This window comes from Sphingomonas yunnanensis (assembly GCF_019898765.1).
Classification (GTDB): Bacteria; Pseudomonadota; Alphaproteobacteria; order Sphingomonadales; family Sphingomonadaceae; genus Sphingomonas; species Sphingomonas yunnanensis.
Genome location: NZ_JAIOKB010000009.1, coordinates 112,653 through 132,149 on the forward strand (window position 1 = coordinate 112,653; position 19,497 = coordinate 132,149).

The 19,497-nt window shown below is 61.4% G+C and carries 19 protein-coding genes; 8 read left to right on the top strand and 11 right to left on the bottom strand.

Annotation, left to right across the window (positions count from 1 at the left end; genetic code table 11):
• Positions 1-176: 176 nt before the first annotated feature.
• The 5 genes from K7957_RS20825 to K7957_RS18635 form a co-directional block, all read right to left on the bottom strand.
• The gene (locus K7957_RS20825; protein ID WP_425517219.1) at positions 177-959 is read right to left on the bottom strand and encodes an SIMPL domain-containing protein; all 783 of its coding nucleotides are present in this window, start codon (positions 957-959) and stop codon (positions 177-179) included.
• A 264-nt stretch (positions 960-1,223) separates the two neighbouring features.
• Complete coding sequence (locus K7957_RS18620; protein ID WP_223014146.1) at positions 1,224-3,857, bottom strand: AAA family ATPase; 2,634 nt, start codon at positions 3,855-3,857, stop codon at positions 1,224-1,226.
• Positions 3,854-4,969, bottom strand: coding sequence for a metallophosphoesterase family protein (locus K7957_RS18625; RefSeq protein ID WP_223014148.1), 1,116 nt, complete (start codon positions 4,967-4,969; stop codon positions 3,854-3,856). The genes K7957_RS18620 and K7957_RS18625 overlap by 4 nt, the downstream gene beginning before the upstream one ends.
• Before the next feature lie 78 nt (positions 4,970-5,047).
• On the bottom strand, positions 5,048-5,434 hold the full coding sequence (locus K7957_RS18630; protein ID WP_223014150.1) for a type II toxin-antitoxin system VapC family toxin: 387 nt from the start codon (positions 5,432-5,434) through the stop codon (positions 5,048-5,050).
• The gene (locus K7957_RS18635; RefSeq protein ID WP_223014224.1) at positions 5,431-5,676 is read right to left on the bottom strand and encodes an AbrB/MazE/SpoVT family DNA-binding domain-containing protein; all 246 of its coding nucleotides are present in this window, start codon (positions 5,674-5,676) and stop codon (positions 5,431-5,433) included. Before K7957_RS18635 ends, K7957_RS18630 begins: the two co-directional genes overlap by 4 nt.
• Before the next feature lie 335 nt (positions 5,677-6,011).
• On the opposite strand from K7957_RS18635, the gene K7957_RS18640 reads away from it, so the two are divergent.
• The 5 genes from K7957_RS18640 to K7957_RS18660 all read left to right on the top strand — a co-directional run bounded on the left by K7957_RS18640 (position 6,012) and on the right by K7957_RS18660 (position 11,405).
• Positions 6,012-6,512 (top strand): recombinase family protein, encoded by a 501-nt coding sequence (locus K7957_RS18640; protein WP_246617291.1) that lies wholly within the window; start codon positions 6,012-6,014, stop codon positions 6,510-6,512.
• A 517-nt stretch (positions 6,513-7,029) separates the two neighbouring features.
• Complete coding sequence (locus K7957_RS18645) at positions 7,030-8,211, top strand: tyrosine-type recombinase/integrase (RefSeq protein ID WP_223014152.1); 1,182 nt, start codon at positions 7,030-7,032, stop codon at positions 8,209-8,211.
• A gap of 385 nt (positions 8,212-8,596) precedes the next feature.
• Complete coding sequence (locus K7957_RS18650; RefSeq protein ID WP_223014154.1) at positions 8,597-8,767, top strand: MerR family transcriptional regulator; 171 nt, start codon at positions 8,597-8,599, stop codon at positions 8,765-8,767.
• Positions 8,767-9,864 (top strand): CHC2 zinc finger domain-containing protein, encoded by a 1,098-nt coding sequence (locus K7957_RS18655; RefSeq protein ID WP_223014155.1) that lies wholly within the window; start codon positions 8,767-8,769, stop codon positions 9,862-9,864. Before K7957_RS18650 ends, K7957_RS18655 begins: the two co-directional genes overlap by 1 nt.
• The gene (locus tag K7957_RS18660; RefSeq protein ID WP_223014156.1) at positions 9,864-11,405 is read left to right on the top strand and encodes a YfjI family protein; all 1,542 of its coding nucleotides are present in this window, start codon (positions 9,864-9,866) and stop codon (positions 11,403-11,405) included. The genes K7957_RS18655 and K7957_RS18660 overlap by 1 nt, the downstream gene beginning before the upstream one ends.
• Before the next feature lie 432 nt (positions 11,406-11,837).
• On the opposite strand, the gene K7957_RS18665 is transcribed toward K7957_RS18660, so the two are convergent.
• Positions 11,838-12,020, bottom strand: a complete 183-nt coding sequence (locus tag K7957_RS18665; RefSeq protein ID WP_219750330.1) for a hypothetical protein — start codon at positions 12,018-12,020, stop codon at positions 11,838-11,840.
• A gap of 156 nt (positions 12,021-12,176) precedes the next feature.
• On the opposite strand from K7957_RS18665, the gene K7957_RS18670 reads away from it, so the two are divergent.
• Positions 12,177-12,377: a DUF3606 domain-containing protein gene (locus K7957_RS18670; protein WP_223014158.1), complete on the top strand. Its 201-nt coding sequence runs from the start codon at positions 12,177-12,179 to the stop codon at positions 12,375-12,377.
• Positions 12,378-12,951: 574 nt separating this feature from the next.
• Entirely contained in the window at positions 12,952-13,116 is a 165-nt protein-coding gene (locus K7957_RS18675; protein WP_223014160.1) for a hypothetical protein, read from the top strand.
• A 6-nt stretch (positions 13,117-13,122) separates the two neighbouring features.
• On the opposite strand, the gene K7957_RS18680 is transcribed toward K7957_RS18675, so the two are convergent.
• The 5 genes from K7957_RS18680 to K7957_RS18700 all read right to left on the bottom strand — a co-directional run bounded on the left by K7957_RS18680 (position 13,123) and on the right by K7957_RS18700 (position 16,786).
• Positions 13,123-13,314 carry a ribosome modulation factor gene (locus tag K7957_RS18680; RefSeq protein ID WP_223014162.1) on the bottom strand — a complete coding sequence of 64 codons (192 nt, stop codon included), beginning with the start codon at positions 13,312-13,314 and terminating at the stop codon, positions 13,123-13,125.
• Positions 13,315-13,626: 312 nt separating this feature from the next.
• Positions 13,627-14,202 carry a pYEATS domain-containing protein gene (locus K7957_RS18685; RefSeq protein ID WP_223014164.1) on the bottom strand — a complete coding sequence of 192 codons (576 nt, stop codon included), beginning with the start codon at positions 14,200-14,202 and terminating at the stop codon, positions 13,627-13,629.
• Between the two features lie 135 nt (positions 14,203-14,337).
• Positions 14,338-14,847, bottom strand: a complete 510-nt coding sequence (locus K7957_RS18690; protein WP_223014166.1) for a papain-like cysteine protease family protein — start codon at positions 14,845-14,847, stop codon at positions 14,338-14,340.
• A 213-nt stretch (positions 14,848-15,060) separates the two neighbouring features.
• Positions 15,061-16,335 (bottom strand): hypothetical protein, encoded by a 1,275-nt coding sequence (locus K7957_RS18695; protein WP_223014168.1) that lies wholly within the window; start codon positions 16,333-16,335, stop codon positions 15,061-15,063.
• 31 nt (positions 16,336-16,366) lie between these two features.
• Positions 16,367-16,786, bottom strand: a complete 420-nt coding sequence (locus K7957_RS18700) for a hypothetical protein (protein ID WP_223014170.1) — start codon at positions 16,784-16,786, stop codon at positions 16,367-16,369.
• 699 nt (positions 16,787-17,485) lie between these two features.
• On the opposite strand from K7957_RS18700, the gene K7957_RS18705 reads away from it, so the two are divergent.
• Positions 17,486-19,243, top strand: coding sequence for an ATP-dependent nuclease (locus tag K7957_RS18705; protein ID WP_223014172.1), 1,758 nt, complete (start codon positions 17,486-17,488; stop codon positions 19,241-19,243).
• Positions 19,244-19,497: the final 254 nt, after the last annotated feature.

Here is a 19,497-nt window from a genome sequence, read left to right on the forward strand (position 1 = left end):
CGCCCTCTGACAACGTTGCAAAAAGCAAAAGACGGAAGGATATCGATATCCTATGGATATCCTCCCGCGAGAGTTACAGCCACAGGGCGAGCGGGCGAGCGGGCGAGCGGGCGAGCGGGCGAGCGGGCGAGCGGGCGAGCGGGCGAGCTGATCAACCGGGTAGTTGTGAATGCGGCTCAACCTGCAATTGCGTAGGTGACGTATACCTGTGCACGGGTTTCAATTGGAGCGGGCCGTGTGTCAAGCGTCACAGGCGACATCGCGGGTGGGGGCGGGGGCGGAGGCGGCGGAGGAGCGCCTACGCGTTGCAAAGAACCGGCTGTATTCTGTTCGTAGCTGGCCTGGTCGCGTACAGCTGTGATTTCGCCCAGGCGCACCCGGGCACCGCTGGCGAGCGCTGCGGCTCGGCGGCGCGCATCTTCAAAGGCTGCTGCGTTGGCGCGCGCCTGCGCTGCCTGAGGGTCTGACAGAAGGAAGCCTTGCACGCGCGCGTCGCTTGCACCGAGGCGTGCTGCGAGCGCAGCCGCAGTCGCCGCCTTTTCCACGGCGGGCGTGCGTACGCGCATCTGCATCGTAGCAATATAGCCTACTACTGCGCAGTCCCCGCTGCTCAGCCGCGGCTGCGCACCATAATTGTTCTGGCCGCTGCATGTCGGGCCACGCGCCTCGATTAAAACCACCTCACTAGTGGTAATCTCGCTCCCCAAGCCCAGATAGCCAGCGACGCCCTCCGTCACTGCGCGTTGCTTCACCGCAATGTCGCGCGTCGCTGCGTCGGGAGTTGGCCCTTCGCCTCGCAGATAGGCTACTAACGTCGCAAGGTCGGGCGGCGTCCGTACCGCGGCAGTGCCAGTCACCTGGATCGTTCGCTCCGCCGGCGCTTGCACAAGCCCAGACTGTGGCGCAATCGCAATAGACAGGGCGAGCAGCGACTTCATGGAGCGTCCTCCTTGGATCATACCGCAGCATCGACGCACCTCGGCTGCGTAACAACCCAATGCGACCAATCTTGCGATGATCGTACGACCTAGGCGCCTTCATTATAAGCGCCGATCGATATTCGTGACCTCGATCTCACAAGGCGGTTGCCGCGCGGGAGGTCAAACGCGGACAGGCTTGCTATCCACCCGACGTAGGCTCCCGCCTCCTCCGCCGATCGCGGGACGACATACGGTTGTTGCGGCGGCTGCCCGGACGCGAAAAGATCCCTGTCGTCCGTTTCATTACAAGTCGTTCGTCAGGCTGACCCGATTGCCAAGATGCCGGAAGGCGCGATCGCGGCAGGTGAGCAAAATGACCTGCATCCTCGTGGCCGCCTCTGTCAGGATCTCGGTCATGAGATCGAGGCGCGAATCGTCCGAGTAGACCAGCGGGTCGTCCAGGATCAGCGACACCGGCACTCCCTGCTCGAGCAGCATGTCGGCAAAAGCAAGCCGGGTGAGGACCGCCAGCTGCTCCTGAGTACCCTTAGACAGATCTGCACAATTCTCGCCAAGGCCGCCGCGCGCGATGGCCGCCAAGCCGAGATCGTCACCGAAGCTTGGCTCGGAGCCGGGCAACAGCCGCTCGATGTGCCGACGTGCACGCCGCGCTACCGGCCCGACGAACGTCCGTGATGTCTCGGCGCATGCGCTCTCCAGCGTGTCGCGAAGCAGCTTCAGCGTCTCGGCTGCCTGCGTCACACGTGCCAAGTTGGCAGCTGCGGCCTCCGCCTCTTCACGCGCGACTGCGGCGCGGTCGGCCAGCCCCTTGCCGCCTTCAGCCTCGATCCGCGCCTCGAGCCCGGCGATCGCCTTCTCGAGGTCGGCACGCTGCGTCCGGGCGACCTCGACCCGCTTGTCCAGCAGTCCGATCTGCCGCTCGATCGTTACGACGTCGAGCGCGGTCGCCGCGCGCTCAGCATCCTGCAGGTTGACCATCGCTGCCGCCTCCTGCTGGCGTGCGGCGCGCAGAGTGTCTTCGAGCGAGGCCAGTTCAGGCTTTGCTTCCAAGGTGGCAAGCTGTGCCGCAGCGTTGAGCGCATCCCGCTCAGCGCCAGCCTCCTGCACCATCAGCGGAGCATTTCGCGCGTCCATCTCGCGCAACTGCTCGGAGGCCACCGCATCGACACCTTCCGCCCTTGCGAGCGCCGTATCCGCCCCGCCCGCTGCGACCGTCAATGCCTCAACGTCTGTACTCTCGTCACTCACCTCCCCTTCCGCGCCTCCCTGCAATCCGGCTAGGAAGAGCTTCAGGGCCGATGCACCCGCCTCTATCGCGAGCAGCGGCACGGCAGGCGTAATCCCACCGATGCGCGCCTCGAGCGTACGAAGGTTGGCAACCGCATCTCGCACGGCCTCGTTGCGAACGCGAGCCGCAGCAACACTCTCCACCCCGTGCTCAGCCAGCCCCGCGTTCAGATCATCGATCGCGTTGGCGAGTACCGTCTCGGCGCCTTGCAATCCGAGCGGAGGGCGGATGATCAGTTCGGCATTGCCAAGTCGGATGCGCGTCTCGCGAGACAGCATCTGGTCTCCACGCTCCGCCGCAGCTCCGTCGATCGTCAGACCGCTGACATCGCCGGCAATCTCGAGCCGCGTGGCACCGGCATCGACGGCCGCCCGCGCCTTGTCGACGGCACGTTGGCGTTCTTCGAGGGCCTTGATGACGGTGGTCGGGATCACTGCGGTCGCGAGCTGCCGCGTTGCGTCGTATTCGGCCTCCAGCACAACCAGCTCAGCATGTCGCCGTTGTGCCTCGCCGATCGCAACCCAGCGCTCGCGCTCGGCAGCGCGTGTCCGGGCAGCGCCAAGCGCAGCATGCGCGTTTCGCCGATTGTCACGAGCACTAACCAGAAGGTCACGGGCTGTCGCCGCCCGCTCCTGGGCGGCAGCCAACTCCCCAACCAGACTGGATCGGCTTTCCCGTGCCTTGTTGAGCGCCGTAGCCGTGTCGCCGACAGCTTTACGGACGGTTGCGAGGCGGGACGCGAGGTCCTCGAGGGCCCCGACGCGGTCGATAAGGCGGCGCTGCTCGGCGCGCCGTGTTTCGAGCAGCTGAGCTGCAGACCGCGCCACGTCGAGCTGGCCTGCCAGCGCCCGACGCTGGTCGGCATCGGTCGTGTCAGCAAGATCGCGGTTGAGCACCTTCAGCCTTGCTCGCGCGGCCTCGAGCTCGGAGAAGCCTTGCTCGAGTGCGGCAAGCCGGCTCATCGCCTCGCTCGAGGTGCGCTGCGTGGCGTCATGCTCGTCGCGGGCGGCGAGCTGGCGACCGGTCGGGCGGCCGCTGTTAGTCCAGTATTCCGCGAACTGGCTGTCGATGCGGGGGCGAACACGCTGGTAGGCGGCCCCGCCCATGATCGTGCCCACCTCGGCTTCCAGGGTCGCGCGCACACTGTCGCGCACGATCTCACCCGGCGCTGTCACCTCGAGAGCCTGCCCCTGCCCAACCCAAAGCAGGCCGAGCGCCCCGTGCGCGGCCACATCGCCGCCTTGGCTGGTGTCGCGACGCGCACCGAGCAGCGCTTGCAGCTGCGCCTCGGCGTCCTCGCCCTGCGCGCGCCCCTTCGGTCCGCGCACCTCGACCGAAGCACTCTTCAGGAAGCGCTTGCTGACCGCCCACTCCTCACCCTTTGCCTCGAAGCCGATGTCAATCTGAGGGGCGACGGCCTCACCGTAAGGCGCATAGCTACGAGCGAGCCGGTTGGCGGTGTTGTGCCGGATGAAGAAAGCGGCACGCATCGCTTCCAGCAGCGTCGACTTGCCGGTCTCGTTAGGCTCGATGATGACGTTGAGCCCATCGGTCAGGCCGTCGAGCACGAAAGGATCGCGGTATTTGCGGAAAATGGAAAGCGCGATGCGTCGAATCCGGAGGCTCATGCCGCGTCCTGCCCACGCTGATGTTCCACGAACAAGCGCTCGAGCGCCCGCCTGGCGGTGTCGCCGCCGCTGCCACCCGCCTCAATCAAGGTCATCAGCTTTGCCGCGGCCGTGCCGATCATGCCTTCTACCCGCAGGTCCGCCAGATCCTGTTCGCTGGGTCGACCGACGAGATCGTCGGCGGTGACCGCCAGATGGCGGAGGCGATGGCGAAGATCATTGTCGAGGCGGGACAGGATCGCGATCTTGTCGGAAAGGCTGACGATGCCGGAAAGGTAGAGCTGCAACAGGGTCGCCGATGGCTCTACTTGTGCAAGCAGCCGGTCGCATTCGGCGGCGAAGCCTTCCGCGTCGACGACCGTCCACGACCGCGTCAGCCACTGGAACCTGCCAGTGCGGATCGGTGACACCGACGGCTCTACCGTTCCCTCAAGCGTCACGAGCAGCGCATAGCCCGGCTCATCACGCTGGAAGCGATCAGTTTCCGGCGTGCCCGAGTACCAGGTGCGCACGTCGACCCGGAGGGTCCCGTGCCAGTCTCCAAGCGCAAGATAGTCGAGGCTCGAGCGCTGGGCGCGGTCGGGCGCGATCTGGTTCTGCGCCTCCCCGCGGGACGAGAAGTCCCGGATCGAGCCGTGCGCCAGGCCGACGCGCAAGCTCGCGCCCGGCGTCTCCATCGTGTCGAACAACCCGGTCGGATCGTCGAGATTATGCCGGTGGGTCAGCGGCGCCGGTAGCAGCCACTGCCCGGGCGCCAGCTCGCACGGCACCGGCTCGGTGAGGATGCGGATATTGGTGGCGCCTTTGGCGCGCACGCGATCCCACAAGCCGCTGTTGCGAGCGAAGTCGTGATTGCCGGGCAGCAACCACCAGGTACAGGCGTAGCGCTGCATTCGCGACACCGCCTGCACGATCACGCGGTCTTCCGGTCCCTCGGTATCGAACACATCGCCGGCGACCAGTACGTGCGCAACGTCATGCTCGGCTGCCGCCTTACCGATCGCGTCGATCGCATCGAACCGCGCCTCGCTGAGAGCAGCGCGTACGTCGCTGTCGAAGCGGCCGTAAGGCTTGCCGAGTTGCCAGTCGGCTGTGTGGACCAGGCGTAGCATGGAAGCTTTCTGGCGTTGTGGACCATGGGTGTCGAGCGAGGCGTCCTGCCAGCTCCCCTACCCCGCGACCGCGCGCGATCAGCGGATCCCAACAACCTTCACCCCGACGGCATCGGCAATCTTCTTCCAGCTCTGGTCACTCGTCCACGCGGGCAAGCCGTCGCGCCGTGCGAGTGCCAGGCAGAAGCGATCGCCAAGGCTGAGCCCCGCTTCGGCTGTCGCCACCCGCAGCCGACCAGCGATCTGCGCTAGCGCCTTTTCGGCCGGCACCACCGTCAGCGGTAGTGGATCAAGCATGGCATCCACCTCGCGCTCGGGCATACCGGCATGGACGAAATGGCTGATCACCTCGGCATAGTTGACGCTGCTCACCCGCGCCCCGCCGATCTCCGCCGCCACCTTCGCCGCTCCACGTTCACCTTTCAGCATCGCAATGATCGCAGACGCGTCCAGCACCACGCTCATTCGCCACTGTCCTCCCGACGGCGGGCAAGAAATGCCTCAACGGACGCGTCGGGGTTGCCGCCGGTGTACTGCTTGGCCAGCGCCTGAGCACGTGCCACGGCCTGGCTCGCCGTCCGCAGAACCACACCATATTCGGTTTCATCGAGGTAGACCGCACCACCGCCACTCAGACCAAGTCGCTTCCGAACGTCGGCCGGCAGGCTCATGCGCCCATTAGGCGTTATGTTGATTTGAAGGGTCATACTGATACCGCCGGCCTCGTGGATCACGCACCCGCAACATAGGCAGCATGACCGCGTGCAGCAACGGCCAGGTAGACGCGGCATCGGCTTGCCCACGTGCCACTGACGAGCCAGCATGACACGCCGCCATGCTGATGGCGGATGTGCCACGACAGCAGGTACCTTTTAGGTGTACCTTATGAAGACCGGCAAACGGCTGGTGCTTTATAGGCCGTCCGGCCACGCAAAAAGGACCGGACCAATAAGCACCACGTATTATAGATCGCAGCACGTTCATCCGAGCCTACCTCCGCGCCTCCACCTCTGAATGGGACGCGTCACGCACACGCGGTCCGCTGAATTCCTTCGCTGCGGAGCAAGGCTTCAAGATCGCGGCGCGCTACGTTGAAAATGAGAGTGGGGCGAAGCTGTATTGGCCTGAGCTGTTCCGCCTGCTGGCCGACTGTGAGCCTGTTGACGTGCTGTTGGTGGAGCAGGTCGACCGGCTGTCTCGCCTCACCTCCTCGGACTGGCAGCGGCTGCGCGGTTTGATCGACGCCAAGCAGGTCCGCATCGTTGCACTGGACCTCCCGACATCGTGGAGCCTGACGGCGCCAGCCGAAGAGTTCACTGCCCGCATGTTCGCGGCGGTCAACGCCATGATGCTCGATGTCCACCCGCAATCCCTTGCAAGGGCTATGAGGATCTGCGTCGTCGCCAGGCCCAGGGCACTGCCAAGGCGAAGGCAACCGTGCCTTATAGAGGCCGTTCAGCGAATAACGCTGCAGCGCCGCAATCTCCCACCTCTGAGCGACGGCCGTAGCAGGCTGAAAATCATAGAACGCGAGCGGGTGTAGCCGCACCTTACTGGCGAAGATCGCTCGCGATCGCCGGCTGGTCAGAGCCGAGCCGGGCGCTGAAATGGCAAGCTAGGTATCGGCGGGTGCCCTCGCCTGCGCCTACCGATCATCATCCGCTTGCGAGGCTTGTCGCACCCACCCGATGACCGCGCGCGCGCTGACCCGTCGATCTGCAAGACTGTTCCGCAAGGTAGCGCTCCGACAACGCAGGCAGACCCCGATGTATCTGCCCCCCGTGAGCCGCACCGTTCGCGTACGTCCGGCATCGGTCGCCAACGACCAAACCAGAAGTGGGCATCGAAGTGGGCAAAATAGCCTGCTTTAGAGCTAAAGCACGATAAAATGGCGATTTGGCGGAGACGGAGTCTTTATAACTCGAGTTCACCAAAGCTCGCCACCGTGCGCACACCTACGCTTTTCCGCCATTTTCTTCCTGATGTCGTTCATAGCCGTCTGTTGACGATCGCGCACAGCCGAGCCATAAAGTGGGAACGGATGTGGGAATGGATGGGTGATGGGGAAGCTGACGGCGCTGAAGGCGAAGGCGCTGCGTGCGCCCGGCCGTCACAGCGACGGCAACGGGCTGACGCTCTTCATCAAGGACAGCGGTGCCAAGTCGTGGGTGCTGCGCATCCAGGTCAACGGCAAGCGCCGCGACATCGGCCTTGGCTCCTTCGACACCGTCTCGCTGGCGGAGGCGCGCGAGAAGGCTGACGACATTCGCAAGCAGTTTCGCAACGGCATCGACCCGGTGGCGGCCAAGCGGGCCGTCATCACGGCGGCGCCCACCATCCCGACCTTCCGCGAGGCTGCTTCGATCGCTCATGGCGAGCATAAGGGAGGTTGGAAGAACGCCAAGCACAAGGCGCAGTGGCTCTCGTCGCTTGAGGCGTATGCCTTTCCCCTCATCGGCGACGTGCCCGTCCACGAGGTCGACGGCCCCGCGATACGAGACCTGCTTGCGAAGATCTGGTTGTCGAAGCCAGAGACCGCCCGACGGGTGCGCCAACGGATAGGTACTGTGTTGGATTGGGCGTATGCCAAGGGCTACCGGCAAGCGGAGGCGCCAACCCGCTCGGTCACGAAGGGCCTCCCCAAGCAGCCGAAGAAGGACAGCCACTTCGCAGCGCTGCCTTACGAGCAGGCGCCAGCTGTGTATGCGCAGCTCAGCTCAGCCGAGTCGATTGGTCGCCTCGCGTTGCGCTTCTTGATCCTCACTGCCGCTCGCTCAGGTGAGGTCCGCGGCACATGCTGGCGAGAGATCGACCTCGAGCAGCAGCTGTGGACAATCCCGGGTGATCGGATGAAGGCTGGCAAGACGCACATCGTGCCGTTGCAGCCAGCAGCGATCGAGATTCTCGACACGATGGCGCGCATGTACGGTACCGCGCCTGATCAAACCGTGTTCCCTGGCAGGAGCAACAAGCAGCTCTCTGACATGACACTGACGAAGGTGCTACGTGACGGCTTTGTTGGTGACATCACCGTGCATGGCTTCCGCTCCACGTTTCGCGATTGGGCGGCCGAGCAGACGGACGTGGCCGGCGACGTCGTGGAGGCGGCGTTGGCTCACGCTGTTCAGAACAAGGTGGAGGCGGCTTACCGCCGCACCAACTATCTCGAGAAGCGTCGTGGGCTGATGCTCGCCTGGTCGAATCACTTGCTCACGACTCTGGCGGCGAATCAGACTGACTGAAAAGCATTCAGTCATCCACGTCCCGTGATGACATAGATCCCGTTGTAGCAACGCGACAGGCCCATGCTCCCCGACAGGGCTTTGCGCCTGCCAACTCCGATCGATGCAGGCGGTTACCTCAGTAGCCGCCACTACGTCACCGCGAGTCATGCGAGAGCGGCAATCGCCTGAAGCGCTTACTTCGAATACGACTTGGCGGCAGCCGGTACCGTGCGGTCCCAACCCGCGCGATCCCGCACGCCAAAAACCCCCCATTTTTTTAAAATTATTTGAAAAATTAGGGGCTTTTTCTTCCGCTCCGAGCGATGCAGAAGCGTCCCCGTCAGCAGCAACGCCAATTGCGGCTAGTTACCTGACAGTAAACACTAGTTAACAGGAAATTACCATGCATGCAATCAGCATGTCCGTGGATGATGCCTGCCGCTTTATCGGCATCAAACGGACCAAGCTTTTCCAGCTTCTCAAAGACAATTCGCTCACCAGAGTTCGGCTGGGCGGGAAGACGCTCGTTCTCACGAGCAGCATTATTAGTTTCATTGAACGGAGTGTCGCGTGATGTCCTATGGAACGTACGAGAGCGACTGGGACGCTCACGAGTATGCTGCGGCGATCAAAGCGCGCTTCTCCATCGTGGCGGTGATCGGCGAGACGGTTCGACTGAAGAAGGTTGGCAAGGAGTTCAAGGGTCGTTGCCCTTTCCATGACGACAAGACGCCGAGCCTCTCAGTCCGCGAAGACTGGGGCTGGTTTAGGTGCTTCGGCTGCGAGGCCGCCGGGGACGTGATCAACTTCGTTCAGAGGAGCGAGAACCTGACCTTCTTCGAAGCTATGCGAAAGCTCGAGATGGGCACCTATGTCCCACGGCCTCCTCTGACATTCGAACCACGCGACGACGATCGCATCAGGATCGCGCGCGAGATGTGGGCGGCCGCCCGCCCCATTGAGGACACTCCAGCGATGAAATATCTCGAGAGCCGCGGCTTCCCCTCTCCCTTCATCGCCGACCAGGAGAACCTTCGATCCTCCAATCTGTCCATTGATGGCTCCGCCAAAAAGCATCCCGTGCTGATGGCGGCTGCTCGCAGCGTGGACGGTGAGATTACCGCGGTTCAGTGCACCTTCCTCACCGAAGAAGGCGCCAAGCTGCAGGAGAGTAGCCGTCGCAGCTATGGTGTGATCGCTGGTAGTGCGATCAGGCTCCAGTCGGTCGCTGGCGCTACCAGCGAGCCGTCCGATGTGTGGCTGTGTGAGGGCCTGGAGGACGGCCTTTCGCTTGCGAGGCTATACGAAGAGGCAACCGTGTGGGCCACCCTCGGGGCAGGCAATCTGCCCAACATCACGCTACCGAGCAGCTGTAGCGAAGTCACTATTGCCGGAGACAATGACGAGAGTGGACGCAAGGCTTCGGAGCTGGCGGTGCGTCGCTATGGCAATGAAGGATACGAGGTGAAGACGAATTTCCCTCCAGCAGATTTCAAAGACTGGAACGAGTTCCTCATGCATTGGGAATTCGAGGAGGAAGACGGAGAGGGCAATAAGCTACCTTGGCGCTACTGGTATGATGGCGACGCCTTTGATGAGGAAGGTGCCTGCCTAGGCCTGTCGTTCCCGCCTGAGCTGCGCACAGCGGCCAACTTCAAGGCACCATTGTGATGACCACGCTTATCGCACCACCGGAGCCGGTCAGAGTGGACATCGCTTCGCTGTGGCCGGACCCAGCGCCGCTGCCGTCGCGACTGCTGCCTGTTGAACCCTTCTATCCTGAGATGCTCCCCACCGGTTTGCGCCGGTGGGGAGAGGACATCGCCTCGCGCATGAACGTGCCGCTCGATTTCGTCGGTATTCCAGCGATGATCGCAGCTGGCTCCCTCATCGGCAAACGCGTCGGCATCCGTCCGGAGGTCAACACCGACTGGACGGAGGTGGCCAACCTTTGGGGAGCCATCGTCGGGCCGCCCGGCGCCATGAAGTCGCCTGCGGTGGCGGAGGCGTTCGCGCCGCTCCGTCATTTCGAGGCTGCAGCAGCAAAGGACTATGAACGCGAGAAGGAGGAGTATGACAACGCACAATGGTTCTTCGATGCACAGGAGAAGCAGGCACGTGGATCGATCATGGCCCGGCTCAAGGACCCTGAGGACGGCGCGGTTCAGTTCGACGCGCTGAACCTGCGTAGGGAGCTGGGCCCGCCTGAGCCGCCGGCGCAGAAGCGCTTCATCGTCAATGATGCCACGCCGGAGAAGCTGGGTGAGCTGTGTCGCGCCAACCCGATGGGGCTCATGTATCACCGGGACGAGCTGCTCTCCCTGTTCAAGGATCTCGAGCAGGATGAGAAGGCGACTGGTCGCGCGTTCATGATGACCGCGTGGAGTGGACAGGAGGCTTACACCTTCGACCGCATCGGTCGCGGGACCATTCGGATCGAGAGCGTCAACCTGTCGGTGTTTGGGACCACGCAGCCCACGAAGCTCGCCGCCTATCTACAGAACTCGATCAGGAGCTTCGACGATGGCATGTGCCAGCGCCTACAGCTGCTAGCCTGGCCGGACTGCGGATCGAAGTTCGTCGATTGCGATCGCAGGCGGGATCAAGAGGCTCGTGAGGCGGCAATGCGCTGCTACCAGTCGCTTCAGTGTCTCGAACCAGAAGCTCGCGAGTGCCAGATAGATCCGTTCGATGTCGTGCCGTACCTGCGCTTCGATGCGGACGCTCAGGCTGCCTTCAAGGCATGGCGTGAGAAGCTCGAGGCCAAGGTCCGTGATCCGGACCTCTCTCCAGCCCTCCAATCGCACTTTGCCAAGTACCGGGGGCTGGCACCGCGCCTAGCGTTGATCTGGCACCTGGCAAGCGAGGGCTATGGCCCTGTGACAAGGGCGGCTTGGGAGATGGCGCAGCTTTGGATGACGTATCTCACCTCTCATGCAGAGCGTGCATATGGTGCGATCGACACTGACAAGACTGACACAGCGGCTCGGATCATGCGCAGGGTGACAAAGGGCGATTTGCCCGCTCAGTTCACGGCACGCGACGTGTATCGCAACTGCTGGTCCGGGCTGAAGGACCGGGAGGGCGTCGAACACGCACTCAAGATGCTGACGGACTACGACTGGCTGTCTGCCGATCGGCAGCTGACCGGAGGCATGCCGAAGGTGCTGTACACGCCCAATCCAAAGGCGCTGAAGCAGACTATCCACTGAAAGGCGGGGCAGTGACCGAAACAATGGTCGCTGCCCACCCCGCCGCCTGGGGGTCCGATTGGGGTACCACCCGCCCTTTTCTACCTCACGCACCTTACGCGGGATTGGGGAGAAAGGGGGTGCCTTCGACATCGGACCGCGCGCTTTTCCTCACTTTTCCAGAGAGGATCTCGATCCTGTGGGGAGAGAGCGAGAGTGAGGATCCTGGCCTCCTCAGACACGATCAGCCGATCGCCAACGAGCAGCGCTTCTTCCACACGCAACCTTCGTCGAAAAGGATTGATCACAGTAACTTAGGGAACCGGCCCGATCTCGCTCGGTTGTGCGAGTGACCGTAGCCGACCCCAATAGCCGCGGTTCGATTGGCGCCTCGCTGCTCTTCCCCCCCCCCAAGATCGGCGGGGCGCCACTCACCCCGCCGTCTCGAGCAACTTACTCTGCGAGCGCAGCCTTTTGCGCGCGCGAGCGCAGGAAGGCTTCGCCGCGCTCCGCCATTCGGTCCCACGTCGCGGCCGATTGCAGGTGGCGCTCCTGAACCCGTGCCAGATCAGTGGCGGCAGCCGCGCGCCGCTCGACCTCGGCGCGTTGCCGGCAGAACTTCGGATCTTCGTTCATGATTGTTCCTCCCGCGTTACAAACGCAAGCTGGAGATCATGGATGCGACCGGCAATCTCGTTTCAACGCAGCCGCTTAGCAAGCTGGCTCGTTCGAGACGGCTGAACCCGGCCGAGGCTTTGATCGTTTTCAGGGGCGAACGATCAGGAGCGTACCATGGCTGACGACAAGACGAACCGCGGTGAGCCGGACCGCTCTCGGGTTTCGGGTAGCGAGCCGTATGAGGTCGAGTACTTCGCGTCCAAGCACGGGCTGAGCCAGGAGCAGGCCCGCGAGCTGATCGCCAGGGTGGGTAATGACCGCGAGAAGCTCGACGCGGCCGCAGAAGGGATCAAAGGCGATCGCCGAAGCGGCTAGTCGGCCGCTCCGGCGTTTGCCCGATCGCTCGCTACCGCGGTTGTGGCGAGCTGGTTGAACTGCCCTGCTGATTGGCGGCGCCGGTGCGGCTCGACCGGTTCTTTTCGCGCGAGCTGGTGGAGCCCTGACCAGAGCGACGTGAGCCCGACGAAGCGCTCATCCCCCCTGGCTGCCCGTCGACATGCCAGCGGAGGTACCGCCAGCTCCGCTACCGCCCTGGCCGGTGTTAGAGCCGCTGGCGGTGCCGCCTGTCGTCGTTCCGGCGGAGCCGCCAGTAGTGCCGGAATCTCCGCTCGTCTGTGCTGTGGCGCTCGTTGCAAGACCCGCCGCTACCGCGACGGCTACTATCGTTGTCCAACGCATGATCGATCCTCTCGTTAGGTCCGGTCAAAACGATCGGCGCTCGCCGGCTCTCCTGCCTCCGGCGACAAAACCAGGCTATATCAAGTCGTTAGTCGATGTTGGATTCCAGCCGAACTACCATCCTGATCGATTTTGGGTCAGCGATCGGCATGTTCGTGGCGGCACTCACAAGCGACCACCTCGTTAGTGCGCTGTGAGTGATGAGCGTATTGTGGCGGTAGCGCTGCTGACCCAGCATGATCTGAATGTGCTGGGGCAAGGCTTTCGGCAGAGCTATCGCGTGCACGATACGGATGGCTTCAAGGACCTACTCGCTCAATTGGACGGCATCGAGGCTGTAAAGCTGCCACCACCCAAGGTGCCGGATCGCTCTTAACAGGCGTCAGACCAGGTCGCGGCCGAGCCGATAGCCTCTGTGCCAGGCGTCATGTTCATGAGAGCCACTGGCGTACGGGCACCGCGGCGTTACGCCCGACGAACGCTCACCGCATTCGCGGCCTTCGACAAACGCCTGCGCCACGGTCACCGGCGATTGAGCGTACGGCGATGTGCTGGAGCGCTGGTCGACGAACATGAGGAGCTCCGTTTGTAAGCGGCAGCTTCCTATTTGCTGTCATGCGCCGTCGTGCTTTGGAATGGCAACGACGCCGTCCTGTTTATATAGCAGCCAGGACGGGAGGTCGAGTCGAACCTCGCTGAACACTAATTGACTGATCTCGCTCAACGAGGCTGTAAGAACGCCGTCTGCTTGAAAGCGCTCGAGAGTGGCGCAAGCTATCCGATTGCTAATAGACGGCCCTCGGAAGGAGCATCGGCGCTCATCTCGGCTTAACCGACCTGTCGTACCATCCTCACCGCACCCTGATTCGATCCAGCGGGAACTTTCTTATTGCAGAGGTTTGAGCTCGATGAAGCGACTTAAGGTGGTTTGCCGGCCGTCGTAGAAATGTATCCTCGCCATGGCTAAAAAGGAGCCAACCGCACCGACCTTTACGGCAAACTGCTTTGATCGATCCGTCGACTCGAAGACTGCGTCATCCCAACCTACGCCGAGGAAGTGTTCGACGCGATCGACGTGCTCAAGCGCGTTGAAGTGCCCCGTGAGGTATAATGCCACCCCATACGAATCCAGCGCTGACCGTCTCGGATAAACGTAGTGGGTTAGGAACGCGAAGTGGCAGTCCTTCTGCTGTTGAAGAATTTCCTTCTGCCGCTCTGGATCACTCGTGATCGTAGTTTTTCCAGCTTGCCTCTCCTCGACAGGCTGTCCGACGAAACCAACCACGTCCAATGAAGCGAACTTAAATGGTCCGAGCTCGAACCCGGTCCCTGCCCTAGCTCGGTCAGCCGCCGCAGCAAGCACCGTACGGAGTTCGCTGCGCCAAACATAGACAATCACTGCGATTAGCCCAATCCAGCCCAAACTGGCAATGCCCTCAAGCAACTTGCCCGCGTCTTCCATAAGCGTTGCCCCTAAGTCGGATACGAAAGCTGAGATTTTGCGAGACGCGCTAGCTTTAACGCTCAAGGTGGTTAGATGTAAGGCTTTTTACGTCACGGTGTTGAGGAGGAATGTCTGCTGATAGCGGCTTGATCACTAAAGATGCAGAACACTAAACAGCTCGTTTTGTCCGGCGTCTAACTCGAAGACCTCTACGAAGCCGCTTAATGAACGAGATTCTATCAGGCCACCCTGGCCATTGACTATGCTAATTATCGTTGTATCAGCTCCGCCATCGCCTTCAATTCCAACAACTACGACAGCATGGTTGATTGATCCCGAGTTGTTGCCGTCTATTATTGTAATTAGAGGACCATGGCTGCGTAGGAGTTGGTTCCACCCACCTGCGTCAAGGCATTGCTGTGGCTCACGCACAAACCCTCCACGACTCGCCCATAAAGCCAGATCAGCATAGCCGAGCGCGGATCCCGTACCGTACTTAGCAATAAATTCCGGGCCCAGCCTGTCCGCGGCTTCCGCCAAGCGGACGGGCCCAGTCGATTTCCAAGAAAACATCACTGCTGAAGCGGCCAGCCAACAGAGACTCGCCCTGCCTTGATCAAAGGCAATGATGGGGCCCGGCACTCTATAAAGATAAGCGGGCATGCAAACTCTCCTTAGTAGGAACAACGAAGATCCGCTACGTTTGCTAAAACGACTTCTTCAGCCCGAAAAAACGAGCGACCGCAGGGATAGATCCGGTTATAAGAACAGGATTGAGGGCTCTTTGTTCGGATGCTCTTTAAGAATAAGCGATTTTGGAGCGCCTTTTACCGATCGCAGCTTCAGAGGCCTCATTGTCTTTTATATAAAACCATGTCAGGTTTTCACTAGGTATATCATCAAGACGAAAGGCGGGGCGTGATCGGCCTCCTCAATCTGTAGCTGGTAGACTGTATCCCGGCGAGCAAACGGCTGGTCTCCACCACCCGCTCGCAGTTGAGCCCCTTCGGGAGCCTGCGTCCATCCCTTGTGGCTGTGCGATGTCGCGCCGCCATGCGCTCCTATAGCGGTGAAATCGATTGTTCCTCGAATGAAGCGATCCGAAAGATTTGGCGTGCCGTTGCTTCCGTCCGCTAAAGCCCATCCATCAGGTATCAGGAGGCGCCGAACGCCGTCTTCGTCGACAATTGCCTCGGGGGGCGGGAACCATGCAATTACCGTTCCGCTTGGGACACCGTAGGGCGCAAGCAACGTAGCTTGTTGACTTGGGGCTAGGCTGTCTCGGGACGCTGGATGCTCAATAAGGCTAGCATAATAGCTGCGAACCAACGCCCGGACCGGGCCCCGCTTCAGAACAATCTCTCCTTCTCGTAGAGCGCGAAGCAAGCTCATAACCTCGTCATATGTCGTCGTGAGCAGTGGCCGATCGGGGATTACATCCCCGCACATGAGCTCACTTCTTATCGACGTTCTTTCAGACCTTAGGATTTCCTCGTGTTCAGCACTAATGCTTGCTGCGCCACCTCCTCCAGTGAAGCTCGCCTTGAAGGCCGCCGAGAATTTCATCCTGGCGGTCTCATCAAGCGACTGATACTCTCCGGAAATCGCCAGGCGGTATCCAAGCTCTACGGCAGACACATAGTGCGAACCAAATTGCTGCACGAAGTTATCCTGCCTAGCCAGGCGATCAGGAATTTTGTCAATCTTCTCGAGCTCTGAAAGCTCGAGCCCTTTCCAATGCAGATCCTTTTCGGGCAGACCAGGTCCGGTCACCGTGCTACTGATAACAGCCAGCACAATCTTTCCTTGCTCTACCTTTTCCTTCGTTTGACTATAAGCGGCACTCGCACTAGCAAAGCCATAGCTTAAGCGCATGTTTACTCGAAGGGCATCGGCCATCGAGCGATAATCTTTAGTTTCAATAAAGGATGTTGAGGACTTCAGTATATCAACGTTACCTATTAGCTCTCCTTCGAGATTCAGAGAATTTTGCGCCGCCTCGTCGTAAAATGGGTCTAGCTGCGAGGGAACTGCGTCTAAAGGATCGCTGCAGTCAAGCCCGCCGCCTGGGTGTATAGACTTTATTATATTATCACTGGTTAAAGATATGGCATGAAAGGGCTTGCGTATATTGTACTGATTGTACCCCATCCTCACCTCCCCGAGAACATTTCAGCGATACTTAATGCATCCTGCACATTAGCGCTTGAGTTCGGCGGCTCTTGTGAATGGGCCAAAGTTGCCGTTGTGCTAGGGTGAAAACCAAGAAGTCCGCCCACTGCGCGTCGCCGACCACCGCTGCCGTCTCAGGATCGACGAAGAGTCTCTTCTCGGCGCGAGCACGATCGACGACGTAGAGTCTGGGAACACTGGCGCCGCTCGGTCGAAATACCACGATTGTGGCGGTGCCCGCACGGTGGATCCGCAAGGCGATCGGCAGTTCGCCGGTCAGCACGCCGATGCGACGCAGCAGAGCGTCGTGTCCGGGCATTTCATCGAGCGCGCGCCGGCGTGTGCGCGCTGGGTGCGCATCCAAGGATCCCAGTCCGAACCCCTTCCAGTCCTCCATCCATCGATGGGGATCGCGCAGCGTGTAACCCAAGCGCGTGTCTACGGCGTCCACTCGCTTCGCTGCAGGTGGCTTAGCCGCCTGCCCGGACGCACCATGCGAGAGTCGCGGCAGTGCCGTCACGGACGCTGACATGAGGAAATCACCACGATCCATATGCAGCCCCCGCTACATGTCGACGCGGCTATGACGTCGTGAGCCGACAGCCTACTTCGAGTTCGACCAATGCTGACACACGGCGTCAGCTTAGTCGATGGACTCGTTACGCCGTAAGCCGAATTGGAAATAATATCATCGCTCATGGGCAACGAGGTGCGACACCTCTAGCTGCTGTGGCAACGACAAAGCAAGAGTATTAACACGTCTGCCTTTCAAGATAGACTTAGGGCAATCCCAAAACATACCAACGGAGAACCGCCATTAGGTCTTTGCGGCTCCTTCCTCGCTTGGTGCGTGACCCACAATGCGACATACACTGCGGCTTGACCGCGGCCCTAAACCGGACGTGGGTTCAGCTTCTGCAAGGCGACTAGGAGTGGGCCATTAGCTGACTGGCCGCCTGGGGCATCGAGACGCGAAAATTAGATGATGATTACGATTGTCCGGCGTCGGTAACGAAATCCGGCGCCGTGACCGACATTGCCGGAACGCACCGATCGGGATGGTAATTCGTGTTGACGCGCGACACACCGGCGCCGACGGTTGGTCGAAGGTCGCAGGGGGCGCGGAGGGATGATTGAGAGCGTCAAGCTCACCCGTTTCAAACGGTTCACAAATTCTTCGTTCGCATTGCACCCAGACGGGATCTCATTCCTCGCAGGGGGCAATAACTCCGGCAAGTCCACACTGCTGCAGGCGATTGCCGTTTGGGAGTTTTGTCGCCTCGTGCTTGAGAACGAGCGCGGCCGCGAGAGCCTCAACGCCGGGTACGGCGGACAGGGTCTGGGCCTCTCGGACGACGAGTTCTCGCCAATCGCGGTCGCCAGCCTCAAGCACCTGTGGAACAACTTAAAGAGCCAGATTCCAGGGCAGGACGGCTACTCGCTCTCCATCGAGTGCGGCTGGAGGAGCGGTGGCGTCGCGAAGCACCTGCGCTTGTCGCTCGCGCTCACAAATGACCGCCTATTCTTAAAAGCGGCGGATTCGAACCTAGCGGACGACGACACCCTGCCGGCAGTCGCCTACCTGCCGCCATTTGCCGGCATCGCGCAACGCGAGAACAAGATGTCGGGCGCCGAGCGGCGCGGACTGATCGGCCGAGGCCTCGCCGGTGGCGTCATCCGAAACCTGTTGCTCGACATGAACGAGGCCAACCTCGCGGCCCGCGCTCGGCTCAAGGAAGGCCGCACCAAGATCAAGTCTTCCGACCTGAGGCGGCTGCGCGAGGAGGATCCGTGGGAGATTCTCCAGGCAACGATGGGCCGCATCTTCGGCATGCAGCTCACCGTCGAACCCTTTAACGACCTGTTCCACAGCTACATCAGGGTCAACTGCGCCAAGGGGAAGCTCGACGGCACCACCTTCAAGCGCTTTGCCAACTTCAATGCGCGCGACCTCATGGCGGAGGGCAGCGGGTTCCTCCAGTGGCTTAGTGTTTACGCGCTCGCGCTAAGCCCGAGCACCTGCACCCTGCTCCTCGATGAGCCGGACTCGCACCTGCACCCGTCGCTTCAGGCCCAGCTCATCGAGGCGCTCGACGAGATCGTAGCTGCGTCCGGCAAACAGGTGCTGCTCGCTACCCACAGCACCGAGATTCTGCGCGCCGCCGAGCACACGCAGATCATGGAGTTTAAAGGCACATCGGCCAAATACCTCGAGCAGGACGAGCGGAAGGTCAGCCTCTTCATCGGCCTCGGCAGCGAATACGCGCCCAAGCTAGATCCCCTGCGTAAGTCGAAGCGCATGCTGGTCGTGGAGGCATTGAGCGACGCTAGGATGCTGCAAGCCTGGGCGAAGCAGCTTGGCGTCGAATGGCCGAAGAGGATAGTGGTCTGGCCGTGGACCGGTGGCGCGACCGAGCGCAAGCACCTCTTCCTCCAGCTGAAGGCGGAGATACCAGACCTGGTCGCGGTTAGCCTGCGCGACCGCGACGACATGGCGATCGGCCAGATAGACAAGGCCACCCTATCTGATCGGTCGCAGAACAACGTCGATCCGAACCTGCACCTCAAAATTTGGCGGCGGCGCCACATTGAGAATTACCTGCTGTGGCCGCCCGCGATTGCGCGGGCGAGCGGCCGACCCGAGGCCGAGGTCGTCCAATTGATGGCCGACCACGCCCTTGCGGTGCCTGCCGACTTCGCTTCGCAGGAAGTAGCCGATGCAATGGTCGACGCTCGCGGCAAGGAAATCACTCAAGAGCACGCTAACTCCGTCAAAGCGAAACTCGGTATTCGTCCGATCGACATCGCCAAGGCCATGCGGGCTGAGGAGATACCCGAAGACGTGCGCTACCTCGTCGAACTGATCCACGATCTCTGCGAACCCTAGCTGCAGATGAGCAGAGCTCGATGGACAGCACACTTACGCCGGTTTGTCGCTTCGACACGACCATTCCGGTTTTGACCCAAAAGCATTCGCTTAGAGGGCCCTAACCACGCCCAATTACCTGCCCTTCGTTCACGTGATCCGCAGGCTGAATGTCGATTGCAGCGGCTGTTTGACCCTCGCTCCTCTGAACCACAAGTCGTCAACTGCAGGTTGCGGCGGGCCACGCTTCATCGAGCAGTACCTGCCATATCGCG

Coding starts and splice junctions, on each gene's coding strand:
- K7957_RS18680 (WP_223014162.1), bottom strand. CDS start 13,314: ATGTTCGTCGACCAGCGCTCCAGCACATCGCCGTACGCTCAATCGCCG.
- K7957_RS18660 (WP_223014156.1), top strand. CDS start 9,864: ATGACCACGCTTATCGCACCACCGGAGCCGGTCAGAGTGGACATCGCT.
- K7957_RS18625 (WP_223014148.1), bottom strand. CDS start 4,969: ATGCTACGCCTGGTCCACACAGCCGACTGGCAACTCGGCAAGCCTTAC.
- K7957_RS18650 (WP_223014154.1), top strand. CDS start 8,597: ATGCATGCAATCAGCATGTCCGTGGATGATGCCTGCCGCTTTATCGGC.
- K7957_RS18630 (WP_223014150.1), bottom strand. CDS start 5,434: ATGAGCGTGGTGCTGGACGCGTCTGCGATCATTGCGATGCTGAAAGGT.
- K7957_RS18670 (WP_223014158.1), top strand. CDS start 12,177: ATGGCTGACGACAAGACGAACCGCGGTGAGCCGGACCGCTCTCGGGTT.
- K7957_RS20825 (WP_425517219.1), bottom strand. CDS start 959: ATGATCCAAGGAGGACGCTCCATGAAGTCGCTGCTCGCCCTGTCTATT.
- K7957_RS18695 (WP_223014168.1), bottom strand. CDS start 16,335: ATGGGGTACAATCAGTACAATATACGCAAGCCCTTTCATGCCATATCT.
- K7957_RS18645 (WP_223014152.1), top strand. CDS start 7,030: ATGGGGAAGCTGACGGCGCTGAAGGCGAAGGCGCTGCGTGCGCCCGGC.
- K7957_RS18690 (WP_223014166.1), bottom strand. CDS start 14,847: ATGCCCGCTTATCTTTATAGAGTGCCGGGCCCCATCATTGCCTTTGAT.
- K7957_RS18655 (WP_223014155.1), top strand. CDS start 8,767: ATGTCCTATGGAACGTACGAGAGCGACTGGGACGCTCACGAGTATGCT.
- K7957_RS18620 (WP_223014146.1), bottom strand. CDS start 3,857: ATGAGCCTCCGGATTCGACGCATCGCGCTTTCCATTTTCCGCAAATAC.
- K7957_RS18665 (WP_219750330.1), bottom strand. CDS start 12,020: ATGAACGAAGATCCGAAGTTCTGCCGGCAACGCGCCGAGGTCGAGCGG.
- K7957_RS18685 (WP_223014164.1), bottom strand. CDS start 14,202: ATGGAAGACGCGGGCAAGTTGCTTGAGGGCATTGCCAGTTTGGGCTGG.
- K7957_RS18635 (WP_223014224.1), bottom strand. CDS start 5,676: ATGACCCTTCAAATCAACATAACGCCTAATGGGCGCATGAGCCTGCCG.
- K7957_RS18705 (WP_223014172.1), top strand. CDS start 17,486: ATGATTGAGAGCGTCAAGCTCACCCGTTTCAAACGGTTCACAAATTCT.